Raw genomic sequence first — 19,144 nt, 5'->3', positions numbered from 1 at the left:
CGGTGCCCGGCCTGTGTGCCTTCCGGGATGGCAAGCTTGAGGCCATGCGTGCGCTACTCGGTGTCGTCGGAGTCACTGCCCTGCTCGTTCTCACGGGCGCGAGCCCCGCGGCCGCCGCCGACGGGGACGGTGACCAGGGGTTCACCATCGAGGACCCGCGCATCACCGAGTCCAGCGGGCTCGCCGCGTCCCGTCAGCACCCGGGCATCTACTGGACCCACAACGACCAGGACACCGGCACCTACCTCTACGCCGTCGACAGCTCCACCGGGAAGACCGTCGCGCGGATCACCCTGAAAGGGGTCGGCACACAGCGGGACGTCGAGGCGATCGCCATGGGGCCCGACAACCAGATCTATGTCGGGGACATCGGCGACAATGATGGTGTGACCTGGCCTTATGTCTGGATCTATCAGCTGCCCGAGCCCAAGGAGCTCAAGGACCAGACCATCCGGGCCAAGCAGTACGTCGTGAAGTACTCCGACGGCTCCCGTGACGCCGAGTCGATGATCGTCCACCCGAAGACCGGGCGCGTCTACATCATCGACAAGCAGGAGGACGGCGGGCATCTGTACGAGGGGCCCGCCAAGCTCTCCACCTCCGGCGCCAATGTCTTCAAGCCCACCAAGGCCGTCGACCTCTGGGCCACGGATGCCGCCTTCTCGCCCGACGGCCAACAGCTCGCCGTACGCGGCTACTTCGGTGGCATCTGGTACGACTGGAACGGCGGCGACCTCAAGCGCGGCGGCCGGATCAGCGTGCCCATCGGGCAGGGGGAGTCCGTCAGTTACTCCACCGACGGTACGAAGCTGATGCTCGGCAGCGAGGGTGCCGGCAGCGGGGTGGTGGCGGAGGACGCGCCCGGCGACCAGGGGTCCGACTCGCCGTCCGGAAGCGGGGGTTCGAGCCAGGCCGACGGCGGTGACGGCGGCTCCGACGACAAGAACGTCAAGGTCGGCGCCCTCGCCGTGGCTGCCGTCGCCGCCGTCGTGTTCGGGTTCCGGCGGGTGCTGCGCCGGAGGTGAGCCACCGGAGGTGAGGCGCCGGGCTGGGGGCTCAGTTGCCCGTCCGGCGCCGTGACACGGTCACTTCCAGGCCGTCCAGGATCCGCTGCAGGCCGAACTCGAAGTGGTCGAAGTCGGTGCCGAACGCGTCGTCCGAGAGGGCGGCGAGCACCGGGTAGCGGCCCGTCGCCATGGCCTTCTCCAGCGTCGGCACCTGTGCCTGCCAGAACTCCGCGTCCGTCAGGCCCGTGCGGCGCTCCACCTCCTGGGCGTAGAGCTGGGTGCGGGCGGCGCCGACGACGTAACCGTCGATCATGATGATCGCCGAGACCAGCTCGGGGTCGGTCAGGCCCATCGGCTTGATGAGGGTGAGGACCTTCTCCATGCCGTCCAGGGCGCTCGGGCCGAGGATCGGGCGGGACTGGTTGACCTGGAGCAGCCAGGGGTGACGGCGGTAGAGGGCGAGGGTCGCGCGGCCCAGGGCCTCCAGGGCCGAGCGCCAGTCCCCGGCGCCGAGGTCGGCCGGGTTCTCGGACGGTTTCTGCACCCGGTCCAGCATCAGGTCGAGCAGCTCGCCCTTGCCGGGGACGTACCGGTACAGCGACATCGCGCCGGTGCCGAGCTCGGCGGCGACGCGGCGCATCGACACCGCTTCCAGACCGTCGGCGTCCGCCACCTGGACGGCCGCTTCCACGATCCGGTCCAGGGTCAGTGCCGGCTTGGGCCCACGGCTGGGGCGTCGGCCCGTGTCCCACAGCAGCTCAAGGGTGCGGACGATGTCGCCGCTGCCGCTGGTCTCCGAACTGCTCGTCATGGGTGCAGCTTAGTTCCCCGGAAATTAATTGGGTACGGCGTACGCGTAATCGGGTACGGTGTACTCAGTTACCGAGTCAAGGGGGACCCATGACCGACGGATACGCCGTTCGCGCCGAAGCGCTGGAGAAGCGGTACGGCGAGAAGCGCGCCCTCGACGGCTTCGACCTGGCCGTCCGCGAGGGCACCGTGCACGGACTGCTCGGGCCGAACGGCGCCGGCAAGACCACGGCCGTCCGCATCCTGGCCACGCTGCTGCGGCTGGACGGCGGACATGCGACGGTGGCGGGTCTGGACGTGGCCCGGCAGGCGCGCGCGGTGCGTGCCCGCATCGGGCTGACCGGGCAGTACGCGGCCGTGGACGAGGTGCTCACCGGCCGGCAGAACCTGGAGATGTTCGGCCGGCTCTTCCACCTCGGCGGTCGGCGGGCCAGGGCGCGCGCCACCGAACTGCTGGAGCAGTTCGACCTCACCGACGCCGCGGACAAGGGCGTCGGCAAGTACAGCGGCGGCATGCGGCGCCGCCTCGACCTCGCCGCCTCGATGATCCTCGCCCCGGCCGTCCTCTTCCTGGACGAGCCGACCACGGGACTCGACCCCCGCAGCCGGGGCGAAGTCTGGGAGTCCGTGCGGGCGTTGGTGGCGAGCGGCACCACCGTGCTGCTGACCACGCAGTATCTGGAGGAGGCCGACAAGCTGGCCTCCCGCATCACCGTCATCGACCAGGGGCGCTCCATCGCCGACGACACCCCGGACGGGCTGAAGAGCCGGGTCGGCGGCGACCGTATCGAGGTCGTGGTCGCCGAGCGGTCCGACATCCCGCAGGTGGTGAAGGTCGTCGCCCGGGTCTCCGACGGCGAACCCGAGGCGGAGGAAGGTGAGTTGCGTGTCCACGCCCCGGTCCTCGACCGCGTCTCGGCGCTCACCGAGGTGGCCCGCACCCTCCAGGACGAGGGTGTCCGCGTCGAGGACATCGGGCTGCGCAGGCCCAGCCTCGACGACGTGTTCCTGCGCCTGACCGGACACCGCACGGAGAAGGAGGAGACAGCCGCATGAGCGCCGTAGACCTGACCGGCCCCGCCACCCACGGCCGTACGTACTGGATCCTCGCCGACGTCTGGAACATCGTCCGCCGCGGCCTCACCCACTACCAGCGCCAACCCATCAACATCGCCTGGCAGTTGGGCTTCCCGATCCTCTCCGTCCTGCTCTACGGCTATGTCTTCGGCAGCGCCATGCAGGTGCCGGGCGGCGGGGACTACAAGGACTTCCTGATGCCCGGGATGTTCGTGATGACGATGGCCTTCGGGTTCATCAACACCGCGACGCTCGTGGTGTACGACGCCACGAAGGGCGTGATCGACCGGTTCCGCTCGATGCCGATGGCGTCCTCGGCGGTCGTGGCCGGGCGCGGGGTCACCGATCTGCTGGTCGCCTGCGCCGAGTTGGCCATCATGATGCTGACCGCGATGACCATGGGCTGGCGGCCGGACGGGGGCCTGGGGTTCCTCGCCGCGTTCGGGCTGCTGCTGTGGCTGCGGTTCGCGCTGATCTGGATCGGTGTGTGGCTGGGGCTGATCGTGCCCAACCCGGAGGCGGCGGGCGGTCTGTTCGCGGTGGCCTTCCCCCTCACGATGATCTCCAGCATCTTCGTCGCACCCCAGCTGATGCCCGACTGGCTCGGCGCCGTGGCCGCCTGGAACCCGATCTCCTCCACCTCCGCCGCCACCCGCGAGCTCTTCGGCACCCCGGTCGGCGCCGGGGACTCCTGGATCGAGGAACACGCCCTGCTCATGGCATACGTGTGGCCCCTGATCCTGACGGCGATCTTCCTGCCGCTCGCGGTACGCAGGTTCCAGAAGCTGAGCCGGTAGCGTCCAGTGTCTTGACGTGTTCATGTGACCTGACTTCCATGGGGGGAGCGGGTGTGGGAGCGCTCCCACCCTTGTTCCGGACCCGCGCCCCCTCCCCCGAGAGGAAGCAGCTACATGTTCCGCAGCTTGCGAAGAGCGCTGTGCGCGGTGGCCGCGGCCCTGCTCCTGCCGCTGGGCGCACAGACGGCCCAGACCGCCCAGGCCGCCGAGGCCGCGGCCGGCGCCGGTTACTGGCACACCAGCGGCCGCCAGATCCTGGACGAGGCCGGGCAGTCGGTCCGTGTCGCCGGCATCAACTGGTTCGGCTTCGAGACCGGCAACTATGTCGTCCACGGCCTCTGGTCACGCGACTACAAGTCCATGATCGACCAGATGAAGTCGCTGGGCTACAACACGATCCGCATCCCGTTCAGCGACGACATCTTCAAGTCGGGGACCGTCCCCAACAGCATCGACTTCTCCAGCGGCAAGAACGCCGACCTGCAAGGACTCAACTCCCTCCAGATCCTGGACAAGATCGTCTCGTACGCCGGTCAGGACGGCCTCAAGGTCATCCTCGACCGGCACCGCCCGGACGCCGGCGGCCAGTCGGCGCTCTGGTACACCTCGGCGGTCCCGGAATCGACCTGGATCGCCAACCTCCGCGCACTGGCGACCCGTTACCTCGGCAAGAACACCGTCGTGGGCATCGACATCCACAACGAGCCCCACGATCCCGCCTGTTGGGGCTGCGGTGACACGACGAGGGACTGGCGCCTGGCCGCCCAACGGGCCGGCAACGCGATCCTCGCCGTCAACCCCGAGCTGCTGATCTTCGTCGAGGGAGTCCAGACGTACAACGGCGTCTCCGGCTGGTGGGGCGGCAACCTGATGGGCGTGGCCGACTACCCGGTCCAGCTGAACGTGGCGAACCGGGTCGTCTACTCGGCGCACGACTACGCCACGTCCGTGGCCCAGCAGAGCTGGTTCAGCGATCCCAGCTTCCCCGCCAACATGCCCGGCATCTGGGACAAGTACTGGGGCTACATCTTCAAGCAGAACATCGCGCCCGTGTGGGTGGGCGAGTTCGGTACGACCCTCCAGGCGAGCGTGGACCAGCGGTGGCTGGCCGCGCTGGTGGACTATCTGCGGCCGACGTCGACGTACGGCTCGGACTCCTTCCACTGGACCTTCTGGTCCTGGAACCCCAACTCCGGTGACACCGGCGGGATCCTCAAGGACGACTGGCAGACCGTGGACACCGTGAAGGACGGCTACCTGGCGAGCGTGAAGGCGCCGGGCTTCCCGGCCGGCGGCGGCAGCGACCCCGGTGATCCCGGCGACCCCGGTGGCGGCACGGCGGCCTGCACCGCCGCCTACACCGTCAGCAGCGACTGGGGCGGCGGCTTCAACGCCGAGGTGAAGGTGACCAACACCGGCACGACCGCGATCAGTTCGTGGAAGGTGACCTGGACCTTCAGCGGGTCGCAGAAGGTGACAAGCATGTGGAACGCGTCGTACACGCAGAGCGGGTCGACGTGACGGCGACCAACGCCGCGCACAACGGCTCGATCGCGGCGGGCGGTTCGGCGAGTCTCGGGTTCGGGGGCGCGCCCGGGGGCGGAGGTGTGCCGAGTGTGAGCTGTACGGCGGCATGAGCGCGGGGCGCCCGGTGCTCGTGCCGGGCGCTCTCATCGTCGTACGGGATCGCTCTCGCTCGCGGCCCGGTCCTCGAAGTCCCGGCGGGCGGACCGGATGGCCGTGATGTTCGTCTGCGACCAGTCGGTGATGGTCTGCAGAAGGCCGCCCAACTCCAGACCGAGGGCGGTCAGTCGGTACTCCACGCGCGGTGGCACCGTCGGATACACGCTGCGGGTGAGCAGGCCCTCGCGTTCCAGGGCGCGCAGTGTCTGGGTCAGGACCTTCTGGGTGACTCCGTCGAGGCGGCGGCGGAGCTCGCCGAAGCGCATGGGGCGGCCGTCCTCCAGCGCCACCAGCACCAGCATGGTCCACTTGCTCGCGATCAGTTCCAGCACGGCACGGGTGGGGCAGTCGCGCAGGAAGACATCCACGCCGCCGTGTTCTCTGAGGTCGAAGCCGGTATCCATGAGGAACCTCGATATCAGATAAGTGCCTTCTTCCGCCCGGGTATCGGCGGCCGGAGGATGGAGCGCATGAGTCGTATGCGAGCCGTTGTCCAGTCGGCGTTCGGTGGTCCCGAGGTACTCGCCCACGTCGAGACCGACGTGCCGGAGCCCGGCCCCGGGGAGGTGCTGGTGCGGGTCGGCGGGGCCGGGGTGAATCCGGGGGACACGGTGTTGCGGGCCGGGCGGGTGCCGGAGCTGGTCGAGCTGCCCTGGACGCCGGGCAACGACGTGGCCGGCGTCGTGGAGCGGGTCGGGGCGGGGGTGACAGGGTTCGTGGCCGGGGACGAGGTGTACGGGCTGCTGCCGGTGTCCCGACGTGGTGCGTACGCCGAGTACACCGCCGTACCCGCCGCTGTGCTGGCGCCGAAGCCCAAGAACCTCGACCTGCCGCATGCCGCCGCCGTTCCGCTGGTCGCGGTCACCGCCTGGACGGCGCTGGCCGTGTCGGCCCGGGTCCGGCCCGGCGACCGGGTGCTGATCCACGCGGCGGCAGGCGGGGTCGGGCATGTCGCGGTGCAGCTGGCAAAGGAGCTGGGCGCGTTTGTCATCGGCACCGCGCGGGAGGCCAAGCACGAGTGGCTGCGGGGGCTGGGCGCCGACGAGGTGGTCGACTACACGGCCGTGGACTTCCGGGACGCCGTGGCACCGGTGGACGTGGTGCTGGATCTGGTCGGGGGCTCCTATGGAGCGCGGTCCCTCGATGTACTGCGACCGGGCGGGCTGTTGGTCGGTGCGGCCATCGATCCGGGGGTGGACGAGCGGCAGGCCGCCGAGCGGGGGCTGCGCTATGTGTGGGTGACGGCCGAGCCCTCGGGTGAGCTGATGTCGGCGATCACCGAGCGGATCGAGGCGGGGCGGCTGCGGGTCGCCGTCGAGCGGACCTATCCGCTGGCCGAGGCTGCCGCGGCCCATCGGGCGATCGAGGAGAAGCGGACGACCGGAAAGCTCGTGCTGGTGCCGTGACCGTTCCTACGACAAAGGGCGCCCGGCTCTTCGCCGGGCGCCCTTTGTCGTCGTATCCCGTACGACTACAGCTTCTCGATCACGTAGTCGATGCACTTCGTCAGCGCCTCGACGTCCGCCGGGTCGATCGCCGGGAACATCGCGACGCGGAGCTGGTTGCGGCCCAGCTTGCGGTAGGGCTCGGTGTCGACGATGCCGTTGGCGCGCAGGACCTTGGCGATCGCGGCGGCGTCGATCTCGTCGGAGAAGTCGATCGTGCCGATGACCTGGGAGCGCTTGGCGGCGTCGGTGACGAACGGGGTCGCGTGCTTCGACTCCTCCGCCCAGCTGTACAGACGCGTCGAGGAGTCCTTGGTGCGGGCCGTGGACCAGGCGAGACCGCCCTGGCCGTTGAACCACTCCAGCTGCTCCTTGAGCAGGAAGAGGGTGGCGAGGGCCGGGGTGTTGTACGTCTGGTTCTTGCGGGAGTTGTCGATCGCTGTGGGGAGCGAGAAGAACTCCGGCACGTGGCGGCCGCTCGCGTGGATGCGTTCGGCGCGCTCGATCGCGGCGGGGGAGAAGACGGCGATCCACAGGCCGCCGTCGGAGGCGAAGGATTTCTGCGGTGCGAAGTAGTAGACGTCCGTCTCGGCGATGTCGACGGGCAGACCGCCGGCGCCGCTCGTCGCGTCCACGAGGACCAGGGCGCCCTCGTCGGCACCGGCCACGCGCTTGACGGGGGCGGCGACACCGGTGGAGGTCTCGTTGTGCGTGAGGGCGTACACGTCGACGCCCGCCTCGGCCTGCGGCTCCGGGTGGGTGCCGGGGTCGGAGGCGATGACGGTCGGGTCGGCCAGCCAGGGAGCCAGCTTGGCGGCCTTGGCGAACTTCGAGCTGAACTCACCGAAGTTCAGGTGCTGCGACTTGTTCTCGATCAGGCCGTGGGTCGCGACGTCCCAGAACGCGGTGGAGCCGCCGTTGCCGAGGACGACCTCGTACCCCTCGGGCAGGGAGAACAGCTCACTGATGCCCTCGCGCACCTGGCCGACCAGGTTCTTGACCGGGGCCTGGCGGTGGGAGGTGCCGAGGAGGGAGGTACCGGTTGCGGCCAGCGCGTCCAGCGCTTCCGTCCGCACCTTGGAGGGGCCCGCGCCGAATCGACCGTCGGCGGGCTTGATGTCAGCGGGAATCTGGATCTCAGCCACGCAGTGAGGTTAGCCGGTGCGGGAAACCTGGTCGAAACGCAGTCCGTCGGCTGAGACGGGCCGGGGTCTCGGGTCGGGGCAGGGAGGGAGTGGCGGATCTGTACCACTGGATGCGTTGGGCACCTGGGGTTTTGCTGATCAGAGGTGGGACGGATCTGCCAATCGGCCAGACTTGCTCCGGCCGGCGGCCCTGGATGCCGCCCGCCACTTCAGTGTCAGTGGGCGCGTGCATTCTGGAGGCATGACGGATCTAGAGGCCGATCTGCGCAGGGGCGTGCGAGGTGACGTCCGCTTCGACGTCACCTCCCGCGCGCTGACCACCATGGACGCGTCCAACTACCGGCGGGTCCCGCTCGGTGTCGTGGCCCCACGCGACGCCGATGACGTCGCCGCCGTCCTCGCCGTGTGCCGGGAACACTCGGTACCGGTCGTCGCGCGGGGCGGCGGTACCTCCATCGCCGGGCAGGCGACCGGCGCCGGAGTGGTGCTGGACTTCACCCGGCACATGAACCGGCTGCTCTCCCTCGACCCTTCGTCGCGCACCGCCGTGGTCCAGCCCGGGCTCGTCCTCGACCGCCTCCAGGACGCCGCCGCCCCGCACGGGCTCCGCTTCGGGCCCGACCCCTCCACCCACAGCCGCTGCACGCTCGGCGGGATGATCGGCAACAACTCGTGCGGGTCGCACTCGGTGGCGTGGGGGACGACCGCGGACAGCGTGGCCGAACTGGACGTCGTCACCGCGCGTGGGGAGCGGCCGCGGCTCGGGCAGGGGTGGACCGGGGCGCCCGAGGGACTGCGGGCGTTGGTGGAGGGGGACCTGGCGCGGCTGCGGACCGGTTTCCCGGAGCTGCCCCGCCGGATCTCCGGGTACGCGCTGGACGCGCTGCTGCCGGAGCGGGGTGCGGATGTCGCCCGTTCCTTCTGCGGGAGCGAGGGCACTCTGGGGATCCTCACCGAAGCCGTCGTACGACTCGTCGAGTCACCACGCGCGCGTGCCCTCGCGGTGCTGGGATACCCGGACGAAGGCGCGGCCGCCGAGGCCGCGGCCGGACTGCTGCCGTACGGCCCGCTGACGGTGGAGGGCATGGCGGCCGACCTGGTGCCCGCGGCGGTCGCGCTGCCCCGTGGCGGGGCGTGGCTGTTCGTGGAGACGGGCGGCGACACACCGGCCGAGGCACGCGCGCGTGCGGAGACGATCGTGCGGGCCGCCGATGTCATGGACGCGGTGGTCGTGACGGACCCGGCCGGTCAGCGCGTCCTGTGGCGCATCCGCGAGGACGCCAGCGGTACGGCGACCCGGATGCCGGACGGCTCCGAGGCCTGGCCCGGCTGGGAGGACTGCGCGGTGCCGCCGGCCCGGCTGGGCGCGTATCTGCGGGACTTCAGGGGGCTGCTGGGCGAGCACGGGCTGCGCGGGACGCCGTACGGCCATTTCGGGGACGGCTGCATCCACGTCCGTATCGACTTCGATCTGCTGACGGACGCGGGGGTCGGCCGCTTCCGGCGCTTCTCGGAGGAGCTCGCCGACCTGGTCGCGGCGCACGGCGGCTCGCTGTCCGGCGAGCACGGGGACGGGCAGGCGCGGGCGGAGCTGCTGCCCCGGATGTACGGCGCGGAGCTGGTGGGCCTCTTCGAGCGGGCGAAGGGTGTCTGGGACCCGGACGACCTGCTGAACCCCGGGATGCTGGTGCGCCCGGCGCCGCTGGACTCGAACCTCCGCTTCTCCGTCCTGCCCCGTGAGCCGGTCGACGTGGCCTTCGGCTACCCCGCCGACGGCGGCGACTTCTCGGCGGCGGTACGCAGGTGCGTGGGCGTGGCGAAATGCCGTACGACGTCCGCGCCCTGGTCCTCCGTCATGTGCCCGTCCTTCCGCGCGACCGGCGAGGAGGAGCACTCCACGCGCGGGCGGGCCCGGCTGCTGCACGAGATGCTCGCCGGGGAACTGGTGACCGACGGGTGGCGCTCGGAGGAGGTGCGGGACGCGCTGGATCTGTGCCTGTCCTGCAAGGGGTGCCGGTCCGACTGCCCGGTCGGGGTCGACATGGCCACGTACAAGGCGGAGTTCCTGCACCACCACTACGAGGGGCGGCGCCGTCCGGCCGCGCACTACGCGATGGGGTGGCTGCCGGTGTGGCTGCGGGCGGTGGCCCGTACGCGCGCGGCGCGGATGGTCAACGCGCTCGCTGCGGTGCGGCCGCTGGCGGCGGTCGCGAAGAGGCTCGGGGGAGTCGCTCCCGAGCGCGCGATCCCGCGGGTGGCGGTGGAGACGTTCAGCCGGTGGTGGGGGCGGCGGTCGGCGGGCGTCGAGGGCGCGCACGGGGCGGTGGGCGGCGGGTCGCGCGGGCCGGGCGGCAAAGGGTCGCGCGGGGCGGCGGGTGGTGGGCTGCGTGGGGCGGGTTCCGAGGGATCGCGCGGGATGGCGGGTGGCGGGGCGCGCGGGAGGGTTCGCGGCGGGGCCGGTTGGACGGCCGGCGATGGGCCGCGCGGGAAGGTCGTGCTGTGGCCGGACACCTTCACCGAGCATCTGTCGCCCGAGGTCGGGCAGGCGGCGGTACGGGTCCTGGAGGCGGCGGGGATCGGGACCGTGCTGCCGCCGACCCTGCGCACGGCGCCCGAGGGCTTCCATCCGCTCGCGGCGCGCCGCGGCCGGGTCTGCTGCGGTCTGACGTACGTCTCCACGGGCCAGCTCGACCGGGCCCGTACGGTCCTGCGCCGCACCCTCGACCTGATGGCACCGGTACTGGAGACGGACCTCCTGGTGGTGGTCCTGGAACCGAGCTGCGCGGCGGCGCTCCGCACGGACCTGCCGGAACTGCTTCACGACGACGAGCGGGCCGCGCGTCTCGCCTCGCGGGTGGTGACCTTCGCGGAGGCGCTGGAGCGCCTGGCGCCGGATTGGCGGCCGCCTCGCGTGGACCGTCCGGCGGTCGGCCAGACCCACTGCCACCAGCACGCGGTCCTCGGCGACGCGGCCGAGCGGCGGCTGCGGGAAGCCGCGGGCCTGACCGGTGATCTGGCGGGTGGCTGCTGCGGGCTCGCGGGCAACTTCGGCTTCGAGAAGGGCCACTTCGAGGTGTCGCGTGCCTGCGCCGAGGAGCAACTCCTGCCGGCGGTGCGGGGGGCGACCGACGGGACGGTGGTCCTGGCGGACGGTTTCTCCTGCCGGACGCAGTTGGGGCAGCTGGCGGGGGTGCGCGGGCGGCATCTGGCGGAGGTGCTGGCGGAGGGGCTGGACCGGGGCGTGAGCTGAGTCATCCAGAACAGTGGCAAAAGGGGTTCACGTGCCTGACGTAGTCCATTACTGTGGACTCGTAAGTCCATCAAGATGAACGAACTCGCTCCAAGTCCTCTGGAAGGCCCCGTGACCACGCCGACCCCGGTTTCCGAGACCCCTGTCACCCAGGCCGCCCCGGCCGGAGTCCCGCACCGCTGGGGTTCCCTCGGTTCCATCGGGCTGGTGCTGTCCGCGGGTATCTCGGTGCAGTTCGGCGGCGCCCTCGCGGCGAGCCTGATGCCGCGGGCCGGGGCGTCCGGTGTGGTGACCCTGCGGCTGGTGGCGGCCGCGCTGGTCCTGCTCGTGGTCTGCCGGCCGAGGCTGCGCGGGTACACGCGTGCGGACTGGGGCACGGTCGTCGTCTTCGGCATCACGATGGCCGGGATGAACGGGCTCTTCTACCAGTCCATCGACCGCATCCCGCTGGGCCCGGCGGTCGCCCTGGAGGTGCTCGGTCCCCTGGCGCTCTCCGTCGTCGCCTCCCGACGGGCGGTCAACCTCGTCTGGGCGGCTCTCGCCCTCGCAGGCGTCTTCCTCCTCAGCGGCGGTGGCTTCGGCGGCCTCGACCCCGTCGGCGTCCTGTTCGCCCTGGGCGCCGGTGCCATGTGGGCGGCGTACATCGTCTTCAGCGCCCGTACGGGCCGCCGCTTCCCGCAGGCCGACGGGCTCGCCCTCGCCATGGTGGTCGCGGCGCTGGTGTTCCTCCCGCTCGGCATCGCCGAATCCGGCTCGAAGCTCCTCGACCCCACGACGATCGCCCTCGGCTCGGCCGTGGCGGTCCTCTCCTCGGTCCTGCCCTACACCCTCGAACTCGTCGCCCTGCGCCGCCTCCCCGCCTCCACCTTCGCGATCATGATGAGCCTGGAACCGGCCATCGCCGCGACCGCCGGCTTCCTCATCCTGAACCAGGCCCTTTCCGTGACCGAGGCCGCCGCGATCGCCCTGGTCATCGCGGCGAGCATGGGGGCGGTGCGGACTCAGGTGGGGCGGGGGAAGGCCAAGGTTCAGGACGACGCTTCCTGAGGGTCGCGGGAAGCCCGGGCCGCCTCCCGGACAGTCGACTTCTCGTACATTCTGCGCATTGTCAGCAGCCGTCGGCAGCCTCACCCTGAGCTCTCATGGACAACGGAACACCGGGCGCGCTCGTCGGCGAACCATCCCCGCCGGGGCCGATCGAACTGGTCGAACTGGTCATACCCGGCACCGGCGTCGTGGACCGCGAGGAGGTTCTCCGGCCGCCCGGTGTACGCCAGGTGAGCGGGGACGACAGCGCGGGCTGGTACCGGCCCGCGGAGGAGGACACGGACGGGCCGCGCACTCTGCGGGAGGTGTACGACTGGCCCCGGCTGCTGATCGGCGGGGCCGGCCGGGCCGCCTGGCTCTTCCTCCTGCCGTTTCTCGTGATCAACCTGGTGACGTGGATGCAGCCACGCTTACCTGAGCGCTCATGGCAGGGCTCCCTGTACAGCTTCGGAGCGCGGCTGCTCGGACTCTCCCTGACGGTGATGCTGGTCGGTGTCTTCGGACAGGCGGCCATGGACCAGGTCGTCTGGCAGTGCGGAGCCGAGACCGCCGAGTGCGTCTCGGGCAACTTCGCGGTGACCGCGGCCCGCAAGCCGGACACCGGGGCGGGCCTGGCCCTCGCGTCCCTCGCGCCGCTGATCGTCGGCACCCTGATGGCGTTCAGCGCCCGGGACGCCAAACGTGAGTACCGCCCGGTGCTCAGGACCGCTTCGCGTGAGAACTACGAGCGGGCCGAGGAGGAGGACCGGCACCGGCGCAACGGACACCGCACCCGGCGGCCCCTGGAGGTCCGCGGCTTCTGGGAGCACAACACCCGGGCGAAGGGCCTCACCACACGGCACCTGTGCGCGGGACTACTCACGGTGGCCATGCTGCTCATCGTGCCGCCGCTCCAGTACGACCTGCGTGAGAGCGACGCCGGCCTGGCCCTGACCCTGTTCGTGCTGACCTTGGTGATGGCCCTCCTCGTGGTGATCGACGGCCCGTACTTCCGCGCCACCTACGTCCAGCGCGACGGAACCATGGGCCGTCCACGGCGCAGGCTCCGATGGCCCCTGCGGTACGCGAAGTCCGCTGTCGGCGCCTGCTCACTCGTGACGATCGCCGCCATGCTGTGCTGCGCGCTTCCGTCCCGGGACTGGGACGCCGCCCGCGCGCGCTCCACGATGCTGCCCGGCATGGGCGCGGAGGCGAACTACGTGGTGATCGCCCAGGGCATCGGCCTCGCGCTCATGGTCATCGCCTGTCTCGCCATGGTCCGCTCAGAGACCGGTTCGGCGTCGAGGACGACCCTGTACGGGCTGCTGGGACCCGTGGTGGGCGTGCTGGCCTGCTTCGTGGGCTGGCTGTACACCGCCGCGTTCTCCCTGTGGCTCCAGGGCTGGCTCACCCCCGACGGTGACCCGTACGCGGCCCTCATCCCGCGGGCCGTCCAGGTGGTCGCGGCGGCCTTCCCGCTGGTCGTGCTGATCGGCGTGGCGGTGGGCGCGATCGCCGCCGCCTGCACGGCCCTGCGCCACCCCTGGCGACGCGACCTCACGCCCCCCGGCCCCGAACCCGGCACGGACCGCGACGACCACCTCGACAACCAACGCCAGTGGAGAAGGCTGCGGTTCGCGGAGCACGCCGGAGGCCGCGCCCTGGTCTGGTACGACCGTGGCCTGGCCACCCTCGCGGTCCTGGTCGTCCTCCTGACCTGCGCCATGTACGGGGCTTACTGGGTCGGCGACGGTTCCTGGCTGGCGGGCGTACGGGACGTCATGGTCGACGTACTCCAGCAGTTGACGACACTCGGGGCCGTCATCCTCGTGGGTCTCGTCGCGGTGGCCGTGTTCGCCGTACGAGCCATCGTGCTGCGGCCGGAGATGCGCCGGAACGCGGGGCTGGCCTGGGCGTTCGGCGCGTTCTGGCCGCGTGCGGCGCACCCGTTCACCCCGGCGGCCTGGGCGGTGCGCACCGTCCCCGAACTCGTGCACCGGATCGAGTACCTGCTGGACGAGAACGACCGCCGCCGCCTGCTGATCCAGGCGCACTCCATGGGATCCGTCATCGCCGTGGCGGCCCTGTGGCAGGTACGGCCCGAACTGCGCCGGCGCATCGCCCTGCTGACCACGGGCAGTCCGGTCGGTGTGGTGTTCCGGCGCCACTACCCCGGCTACGCGCCCGCCGACTCGATCCACGCCCTGGAGACCCTGCACGCCTGGATCAACATCCACCGCACGACCGACGTACTGGCGGGACCCGTCGTCGGGGACGCGGTGGAGAACGGCGGAGTCGAGGACATCGAGTGGAAGGACGGGGTGGACCCGGCAACCGAGCCCGCCACGGCGGAACCAGGACGCACCGAGGGTCAACCCGTCTTCTGGCCACTGGAACGCCACCTCAACTACCGCCGCGCGCCGCGCCTCCGCCCGATCCGCCAACGCCTCCTCGACGGCCTCGCCGAGACGCAGCCACCACCACCTCCGGCCGTCCCCCCGTCACGCCTCAGCGGAGGCCACCGCCACCGGCTGCCGTCACGAAGCGAGCGAAGGCTCCCGGAGTGACGGAGAGGACCCCGGCGGCGAACCAGCCGTGGAACCCACAGCGCCGGGCCCCCTGCCCCGGATCGCGTCCCCCAGCAGCGCCCCGCGCCGCGATTGGCAGATCTGTCCCACCTCCGAAGAGCAAAACCGCAGGTGGCAGAGGCCCGACGGGGGACACATCGGGGACAGATCTGCCAATCCCCGATCTTCTGCCTGATGGCTGAGAGGGGCGGTGGGGTTTTCATGCAAGCATGCTTGCTTGTTTCTGGGGGCGCTGACATCCTCGCCTCATGGCCGATCCCACGCCCGTCATCGATGATCTGTGTGCCGAGAGCGAGGAACTCGATCTGCTCGTGGCCGAGTTGAGCCCCGAGCAGTGGCAGCTCGCGACGCCCGCCCCCGGCTGGAGCATCGCCCACCAGATCGCCCACCTCGCCTGGACCGACCACTCCTCCCTGCTGGCGGTGACCGATCAGGACGCCTTCTCCCGCGAGATCGAGAAGGCGCTCGCCGCGCCCGGGGACTTCGTGGACAACGGTGCCGAGGAGGGGGCCGGGAAGCCTCCGGCGCGGCTGCTCGCGTACTGGCGTGCGGGACGTGAGGACCTGGCCGACGCGCTGCGGGCCGCCCCCGACGGCGCCCGCTTCCCCTGGTACGGCCCGCCCATGTCCACCGCCTCCATGGCCACCGCCCGTCTCATGGAGACCTGGGCCCACGGCCTGGACGTGGCGGACGCGCTGGGCGTGACCCGTACCCCCACCGACCGGCTGAGCCACATCGCCCGCCTCGGCGTCCGCACCCGCGACTACTCCTTCGGCGTGCACGGACTGACCCCGCCGTTCGAGGAGTTCCGCGTCGAACTCACCGCCCCTTCAGGCAAGTTGTGGGTGTACGGCCCCGAGAACGCCACCGACCGCGTCACCGGCCCCGCCCTCGACTTCTGCCTCCTCGTCACCCAGCGCACCCACCGCACCGACCTCGCCCTGCGCGCCGAAGGCTCCGACGCCGACCGCTGGCTCGACATCGCCCAGGCCTTCGCGGGGCCGCCGGGGGACGGGCGGGAGCCGAAGGGGGAGGCCAGGTGAACATCCTCCGGATCGGGAACGCCTCCGGTTTCTACGGCGACCGGTTCGACGCCCTGCGCGAGATGCTCACCGGCGGCGAACTCGACGTCCTCACCGGCGACTACCTCGCCGAACTGACCATGCTGATCCTCGGCCGCGACCGCCTGAAGGACCCCGGCGCCGGTTACGCCCGCACCTTCCTGCGGCAGCTGGAGGAGTGCCTGGGCCTGGCGCACGAGCGGGGTGTGCGCCTCGTGACCAACGCCGGCGGCCTCAACCCCGCCGGACTCGCCGACCGGGTGCGGGAGTTGGCCGACCGGCTCGGCATCCCCGTCCGCGTCGCCCACGTCGAGGGCGACGACCTCACCGCACAGCACCCCGGCAGCCTCGCCGCCCACGCCTATCTCGGCGGCTTCGGCATCGCCGCCTGTCTGCGCGAGGGCGCCGAGATCGTGGTCACCGGGCGCGTGACGGACGCGGCCCTGGTCACCGGGCCCGCCGCCGCGCACTTCGGGTGGGGGCCCGGGGAGTACGACCGGCTGGCGGGGGCCGTCGTCGCCGGGCATGTGCTGGAGTGCGGGACGCAGGCGAGCGGCGGGAACTACTCGTTCTTCCAGGAGGGGGACGTCCGACGCCCCGGCTTCCCCCTCGCCGAGCTCCACGAGGACGGCACGGCGGTCATCACCAAACACCCCGGCACCGGCGGCTTCGTCGACGTCGGCACGGTGACCGCGCAGCTCCTGTACGAGACGGGCGGTGCCCGGTACGCGGGCCCCGACGTCACCGCCCGCCTCGACACGGTCCGCCTCACCCAGGACGGCCCCGACCGCGTCCGCATCGACGGCGTCCACGGCGAACCCCCGCCCCCCACCCTCAAGGTCGGCCTCAACCGGCTCGGCGGCTTCCGCAACGAGGTCGCCTTCGTGCTGACCGGGCTCGACATCGAGGCCAAGGCGGCCCTGGTGCGGCAGCAGATGGATCCCGTACTCGCCAAGGCCGCCGACGTCCGCTGGGATCTGGCCCGCACCGACCGCCCCGACGCCGGCACCGAGGAGACCGCGAGCGCGCTGCTGCGGCTCGTCGTACGGGACCCGGACCAGGAGGCCGTGGGGCGGGCGCTCAGCGGGGCCGCCATCGAGCTCGCGCTCGCGAGCTACCCCGGCTTCCATGTGCTGGCGCCACCTGGAAAGGGCGCGCCTTATGGGGTCTTCGAGGATGTGTACGTCCCCCATGACACCGTCTCCCATGTGGCCGTCCTCCACGACGGACGGCGGCTGGCCGTGGCGCCGGCCCAGGACACCCTCGTACTCGACGACGTGCCGGAACCGTCCCTGCCCGAGCCGCTCCCGTCGGGGCCCACGCGACGGGCCCCTCTCGGGCTCGTCGTCGGCGCCCGCAGCGGCGACAAGGGCGGGAACGCCAATGTGGGTGTCTGGGCCCGGACCGACGAGGCCTGGAGCTGGCTCGCCCACGCGCTGACCGTCGACCGGCTGCGCGAACTCCTCCCGGAGACCGCAGACCTGCCCGTCACCCGCCGCACCCTTCCGGGCCTGCGCGCCCTCAACTTCGTCGTCGAGGGCATCCTCGGCGCCGGCGTCGCCGCCCAGCACCGCTTCGACCCGCAGGCCAAGGCCCTCGGCGAATGGCTGCGCTCCCGCCACCTGGACATCCCGGAGGAGCTGCTGTGACCGTCCTGTCGTCGGCGCTGGACACCAACGGCCCCGATTACCGCGCCCACCGCGAGACCATGCTCGCCAAGCTCACCGCACTGGATGCCGAGCACGCCAAGGCCCTCGCGGGCGGCGGCGAGAAGTACGTTCAACGGCATTGGAAACGCGGCAAGTTGCTCGCCCGTGAGCGCATCGAACTGCTCCTCGACCCCGACACGCCCTTCCTGGAACTGTCCCCGCTCGCCGCCTGGGGCAGCGACTACACCGTCGGCGCCTCCCTGGTCACCGGAATCGGGGTCGTCGAGGGCGTGGAGTGCCTGATCACCGCGAACGACCCGACCGTGCGCGGGGGCGCCAGCAACCCCTGGTCGCTGAAGAAGGCGTTGCGCGCCAACGACATCGCGCTCGCCAACCGGCTGCCCTGCATCAGCCTGGTGGAGTCCGGGGGCGCCGACCTGCCGTCCCAGAAGGAGATCTTCATTCCCGGCGGGGCCATCTTCCGGGATCTGACCCGCCTCTCCGCCGCCGGGATTCCGACGGTCGCCGTCGTCTTCGGGAACTCCACCGCCGGGGGCGCGTACATCCCGGGCATGTCCGACCACGTGATCATGGTCAAGGAGCGCGCGAAGGTGTTCCTGGGCGGTCCGCCGCTGGTGAAAATGGCCACGGGGGAGGAGAGCGACGACGAGTCCCTCGGCGGTGCCGAGATGCACGCACGCGTGTCGGGACTCGCCGACTACTTCGCCGTCGACGAGCAGGACGCGCTACGGCAGGCACGCCGGGTCGTGGCACGTCTCAACCACCGCAAGGCGTACGGCGATCCGGACCCGGCCGAGCCGCCCAAGTACGACGCGGAGGAGCTGCTGGGGATCGTCCCCGGCGATCTGAAGGTGCCCTTCGACCCCCGCGAGGTCATCGCCCGGATCGTCGACGCCTCCGACTTCGACGAGTTCAAGCCGCTGTACGGGACCAGCCTGACGACGGGGTGGGCCTCGCTGCACGGCTATCCGGTCGGCGTGCTGGCGAACGCACAGGGGGTCCTGTTCAGCGAGGAGTCCCAGAAGGCGGCCCAGTTCATCCAGTTGGCGAACCAGCGCGACATCCCGCTCCTCTTCCTGCACAACACCACCGGCTACATGGTCGGCAAGGAGTACGAGCAGGGCGGCATCATCAAGCACGGCGCGATGATGATCAACGCGGTGTCCAACTCCCGCGTCCCACACCTGTCCGTACTGATGGGAGCCTCGTACGGCGCCGGGCACTACGGCATGTGCGGGCGCGCCTACGACCCCCGCTTCCTCTTCGCCTGGCCCAGCGCCAAGTCGGCCGTCATGGGCCCGCAGCAACTCGCCGGCGTCCTGTCGATCGTGGCCCGCCAGTCGGCGGCGGCGAAGGGGCAGCCGTACGACGAGGAGGGGGACGCGGCGCTGCGGGCCATGGTGGAGCGGCAGATCGAGTCCGAGTCGCTGCCGATGTTCCTGTCCGGGCGGCTCTACGACGACGGCGTCATCGACCCCCGCGACACCCGCACCGTCCTCGGCCTGTGCCTGTCGGCCATCCACACGGCGCCGTACGAGGGCGCGCGCGGTGGCTTCGGCATCTTTCGCCCCTAGTGCGCCTAAAC

At 71.3% G+C, this 19,144-nt stretch carries 13 protein-coding genes and 1 pseudogene; 11 read left to right on the top strand and 3 right to left on the bottom strand.

Going from position 1 to position 19,144, the window contains the following annotated elements; all coding sequences use genetic code 11:
- The first annotated feature begins 44 nt into the window (after window positions 1-44).
- Complete coding sequence (locus TN53_RS15640; RefSeq protein ID WP_046259078.1) at window positions 45-1,025, top strand: hypothetical protein; 981 nt, start codon at window positions 45-47, stop codon at window positions 1,023-1,025.
- A gap of 31 nt (window positions 1,026-1,056) precedes the next feature.
- Here the strand turns inward: TN53_RS15640 and TN53_RS15635 are convergent, their stop codons facing one another.
- On the bottom strand, window positions 1,057-1,818 hold the full coding sequence (locus tag TN53_RS15635) for a TetR/AcrR family transcriptional regulator (RefSeq protein ID WP_046259077.1): 762 nt from the start codon (window positions 1,816-1,818) through the stop codon (window positions 1,057-1,059).
- 89 nt (window positions 1,819-1,907) lie between these two features.
- Between TN53_RS15635 and TN53_RS15630 the strand changes: the two genes are divergently transcribed.
- From TN53_RS15630 to TN53_RS15620, 3 genes and pseudogenes are all read left to right on the top strand, one after another.
- Window positions 1,908-2,873 (top strand): daunorubicin resistance protein DrrA family ABC transporter ATP-binding protein, encoded by a 966-nt coding sequence (locus tag TN53_RS15630; RefSeq protein ID WP_046259076.1) that lies wholly within the window; start codon window positions 1,908-1,910, stop codon window positions 2,871-2,873.
- Window positions 2,870-3,691 (top strand): ABC transporter permease, encoded by an 822-nt coding sequence (locus tag TN53_RS15625; RefSeq protein ID WP_046259075.1) that lies wholly within the window; start codon window positions 2,870-2,872, stop codon window positions 3,689-3,691. The genes TN53_RS15630 and TN53_RS15625 overlap by 4 nt, the downstream gene beginning before the upstream one ends.
- 114 nt (window positions 3,692-3,805) lie before the next feature.
- Window positions 3,806-5,328 (top strand): annotated as a pseudogene (locus TN53_RS15620) (cellulase family glycosylhydrolase).
- A 33-nt stretch (window positions 5,329-5,361) separates the two neighbouring features.
- Here TN53_RS15620 and TN53_RS15615 read toward each other — a convergent pair.
- Entirely contained in the window at window positions 5,362-5,778 is a 417-nt protein-coding gene (locus TN53_RS15615) for a winged helix-turn-helix transcriptional regulator (RefSeq protein ID WP_046259074.1), read from the bottom strand.
- A 66-nt stretch (window positions 5,779-5,844) separates the two neighbouring features.
- Here TN53_RS15615 and TN53_RS15610 point away from each other — a divergent pair, with 66 nt between their 5' ends.
- Window positions 5,845-6,780 (top strand): NADP-dependent oxidoreductase, encoded by a 936-nt coding sequence (locus TN53_RS15610; protein WP_046259073.1) that lies wholly within the window; start codon window positions 5,845-5,847, stop codon window positions 6,778-6,780.
- 65 nt (window positions 6,781-6,845) lie between these two features.
- Here TN53_RS15610 and serC read toward each other — a convergent pair whose 3' ends face one another.
- Window positions 6,846-7,964 carry a phosphoserine transaminase gene (serC, locus tag TN53_RS15605; protein WP_046259072.1) on the bottom strand — a complete coding sequence of 373 codons (1,119 nt, stop codon included), beginning with the start codon at window positions 7,962-7,964 and terminating at the stop codon, window positions 6,846-6,848.
- Between the two features lie 241 nt (window positions 7,965-8,205).
- Here serC and TN53_RS15600 point away from each other — a divergent pair, with 241 nt between their 5' ends.
- From TN53_RS15600 to TN53_RS15575, 6 genes are all read left to right on the top strand, one after another.
- Window positions 8,206-11,214 carry an FAD-binding and (Fe-S)-binding domain-containing protein gene (locus TN53_RS15600; protein WP_046259071.1) on the top strand — a complete coding sequence of 1,003 codons (3,009 nt, stop codon included), beginning with the start codon at window positions 8,206-8,208 and terminating at the stop codon, window positions 11,212-11,214.
- Window positions 11,215-11,325: 111 nt separating this feature from the next.
- Window positions 11,326-12,261, top strand: coding sequence for an EamA family transporter (locus tag TN53_RS15595; RefSeq protein ID WP_046259070.1), 936 nt, complete (start codon window positions 11,326-11,328; stop codon window positions 12,259-12,261).
- A gap of 95 nt (window positions 12,262-12,356) precedes the next feature.
- Window positions 12,357-14,807, top strand: coding sequence for a hypothetical protein (locus tag TN53_RS15590; protein ID WP_046259069.1), 2,451 nt, complete (start codon window positions 12,357-12,359; stop codon window positions 14,805-14,807).
- A gap of 269 nt (window positions 14,808-15,076) precedes the next feature.
- Window positions 15,077-15,871 (top strand): TIGR03084 family metal-binding protein, encoded by a 795-nt coding sequence (locus tag TN53_RS15585; RefSeq protein WP_046259068.1) that lies wholly within the window; start codon window positions 15,077-15,079, stop codon window positions 15,869-15,871.
- On the top strand, window positions 15,868-17,538 hold the full coding sequence (locus TN53_RS15580) for an acyclic terpene utilization AtuA family protein (protein WP_046259067.1): 1,671 nt from the start codon (window positions 15,868-15,870) through the stop codon (window positions 17,536-17,538). Before TN53_RS15585 ends, TN53_RS15580 begins: the two co-directional genes overlap by 4 nt.
- On the top strand, window positions 17,535-19,133 hold the full coding sequence (locus tag TN53_RS15575) for an acyl-CoA carboxylase subunit beta (RefSeq protein WP_046259066.1): 1,599 nt from the start codon (window positions 17,535-17,537) through the stop codon (window positions 19,131-19,133). The genes TN53_RS15580 and TN53_RS15575 overlap by 4 nt, the downstream gene beginning before the upstream one ends.
- The last annotated feature ends 11 nt before the right edge of the window (window positions 19,134-19,144 follow it).

Origin of the sequence: Streptomyces sp. WM6386, assembly GCF_000972385.1 — a bacterium.
Classification (GTDB): domain Bacteria; phylum Actinomycetota; class Actinomycetes; order Streptomycetales; family Streptomycetaceae; genus Streptomyces.
This window is presented reverse-complemented; position numbering and strand designations above follow the sequence as displayed.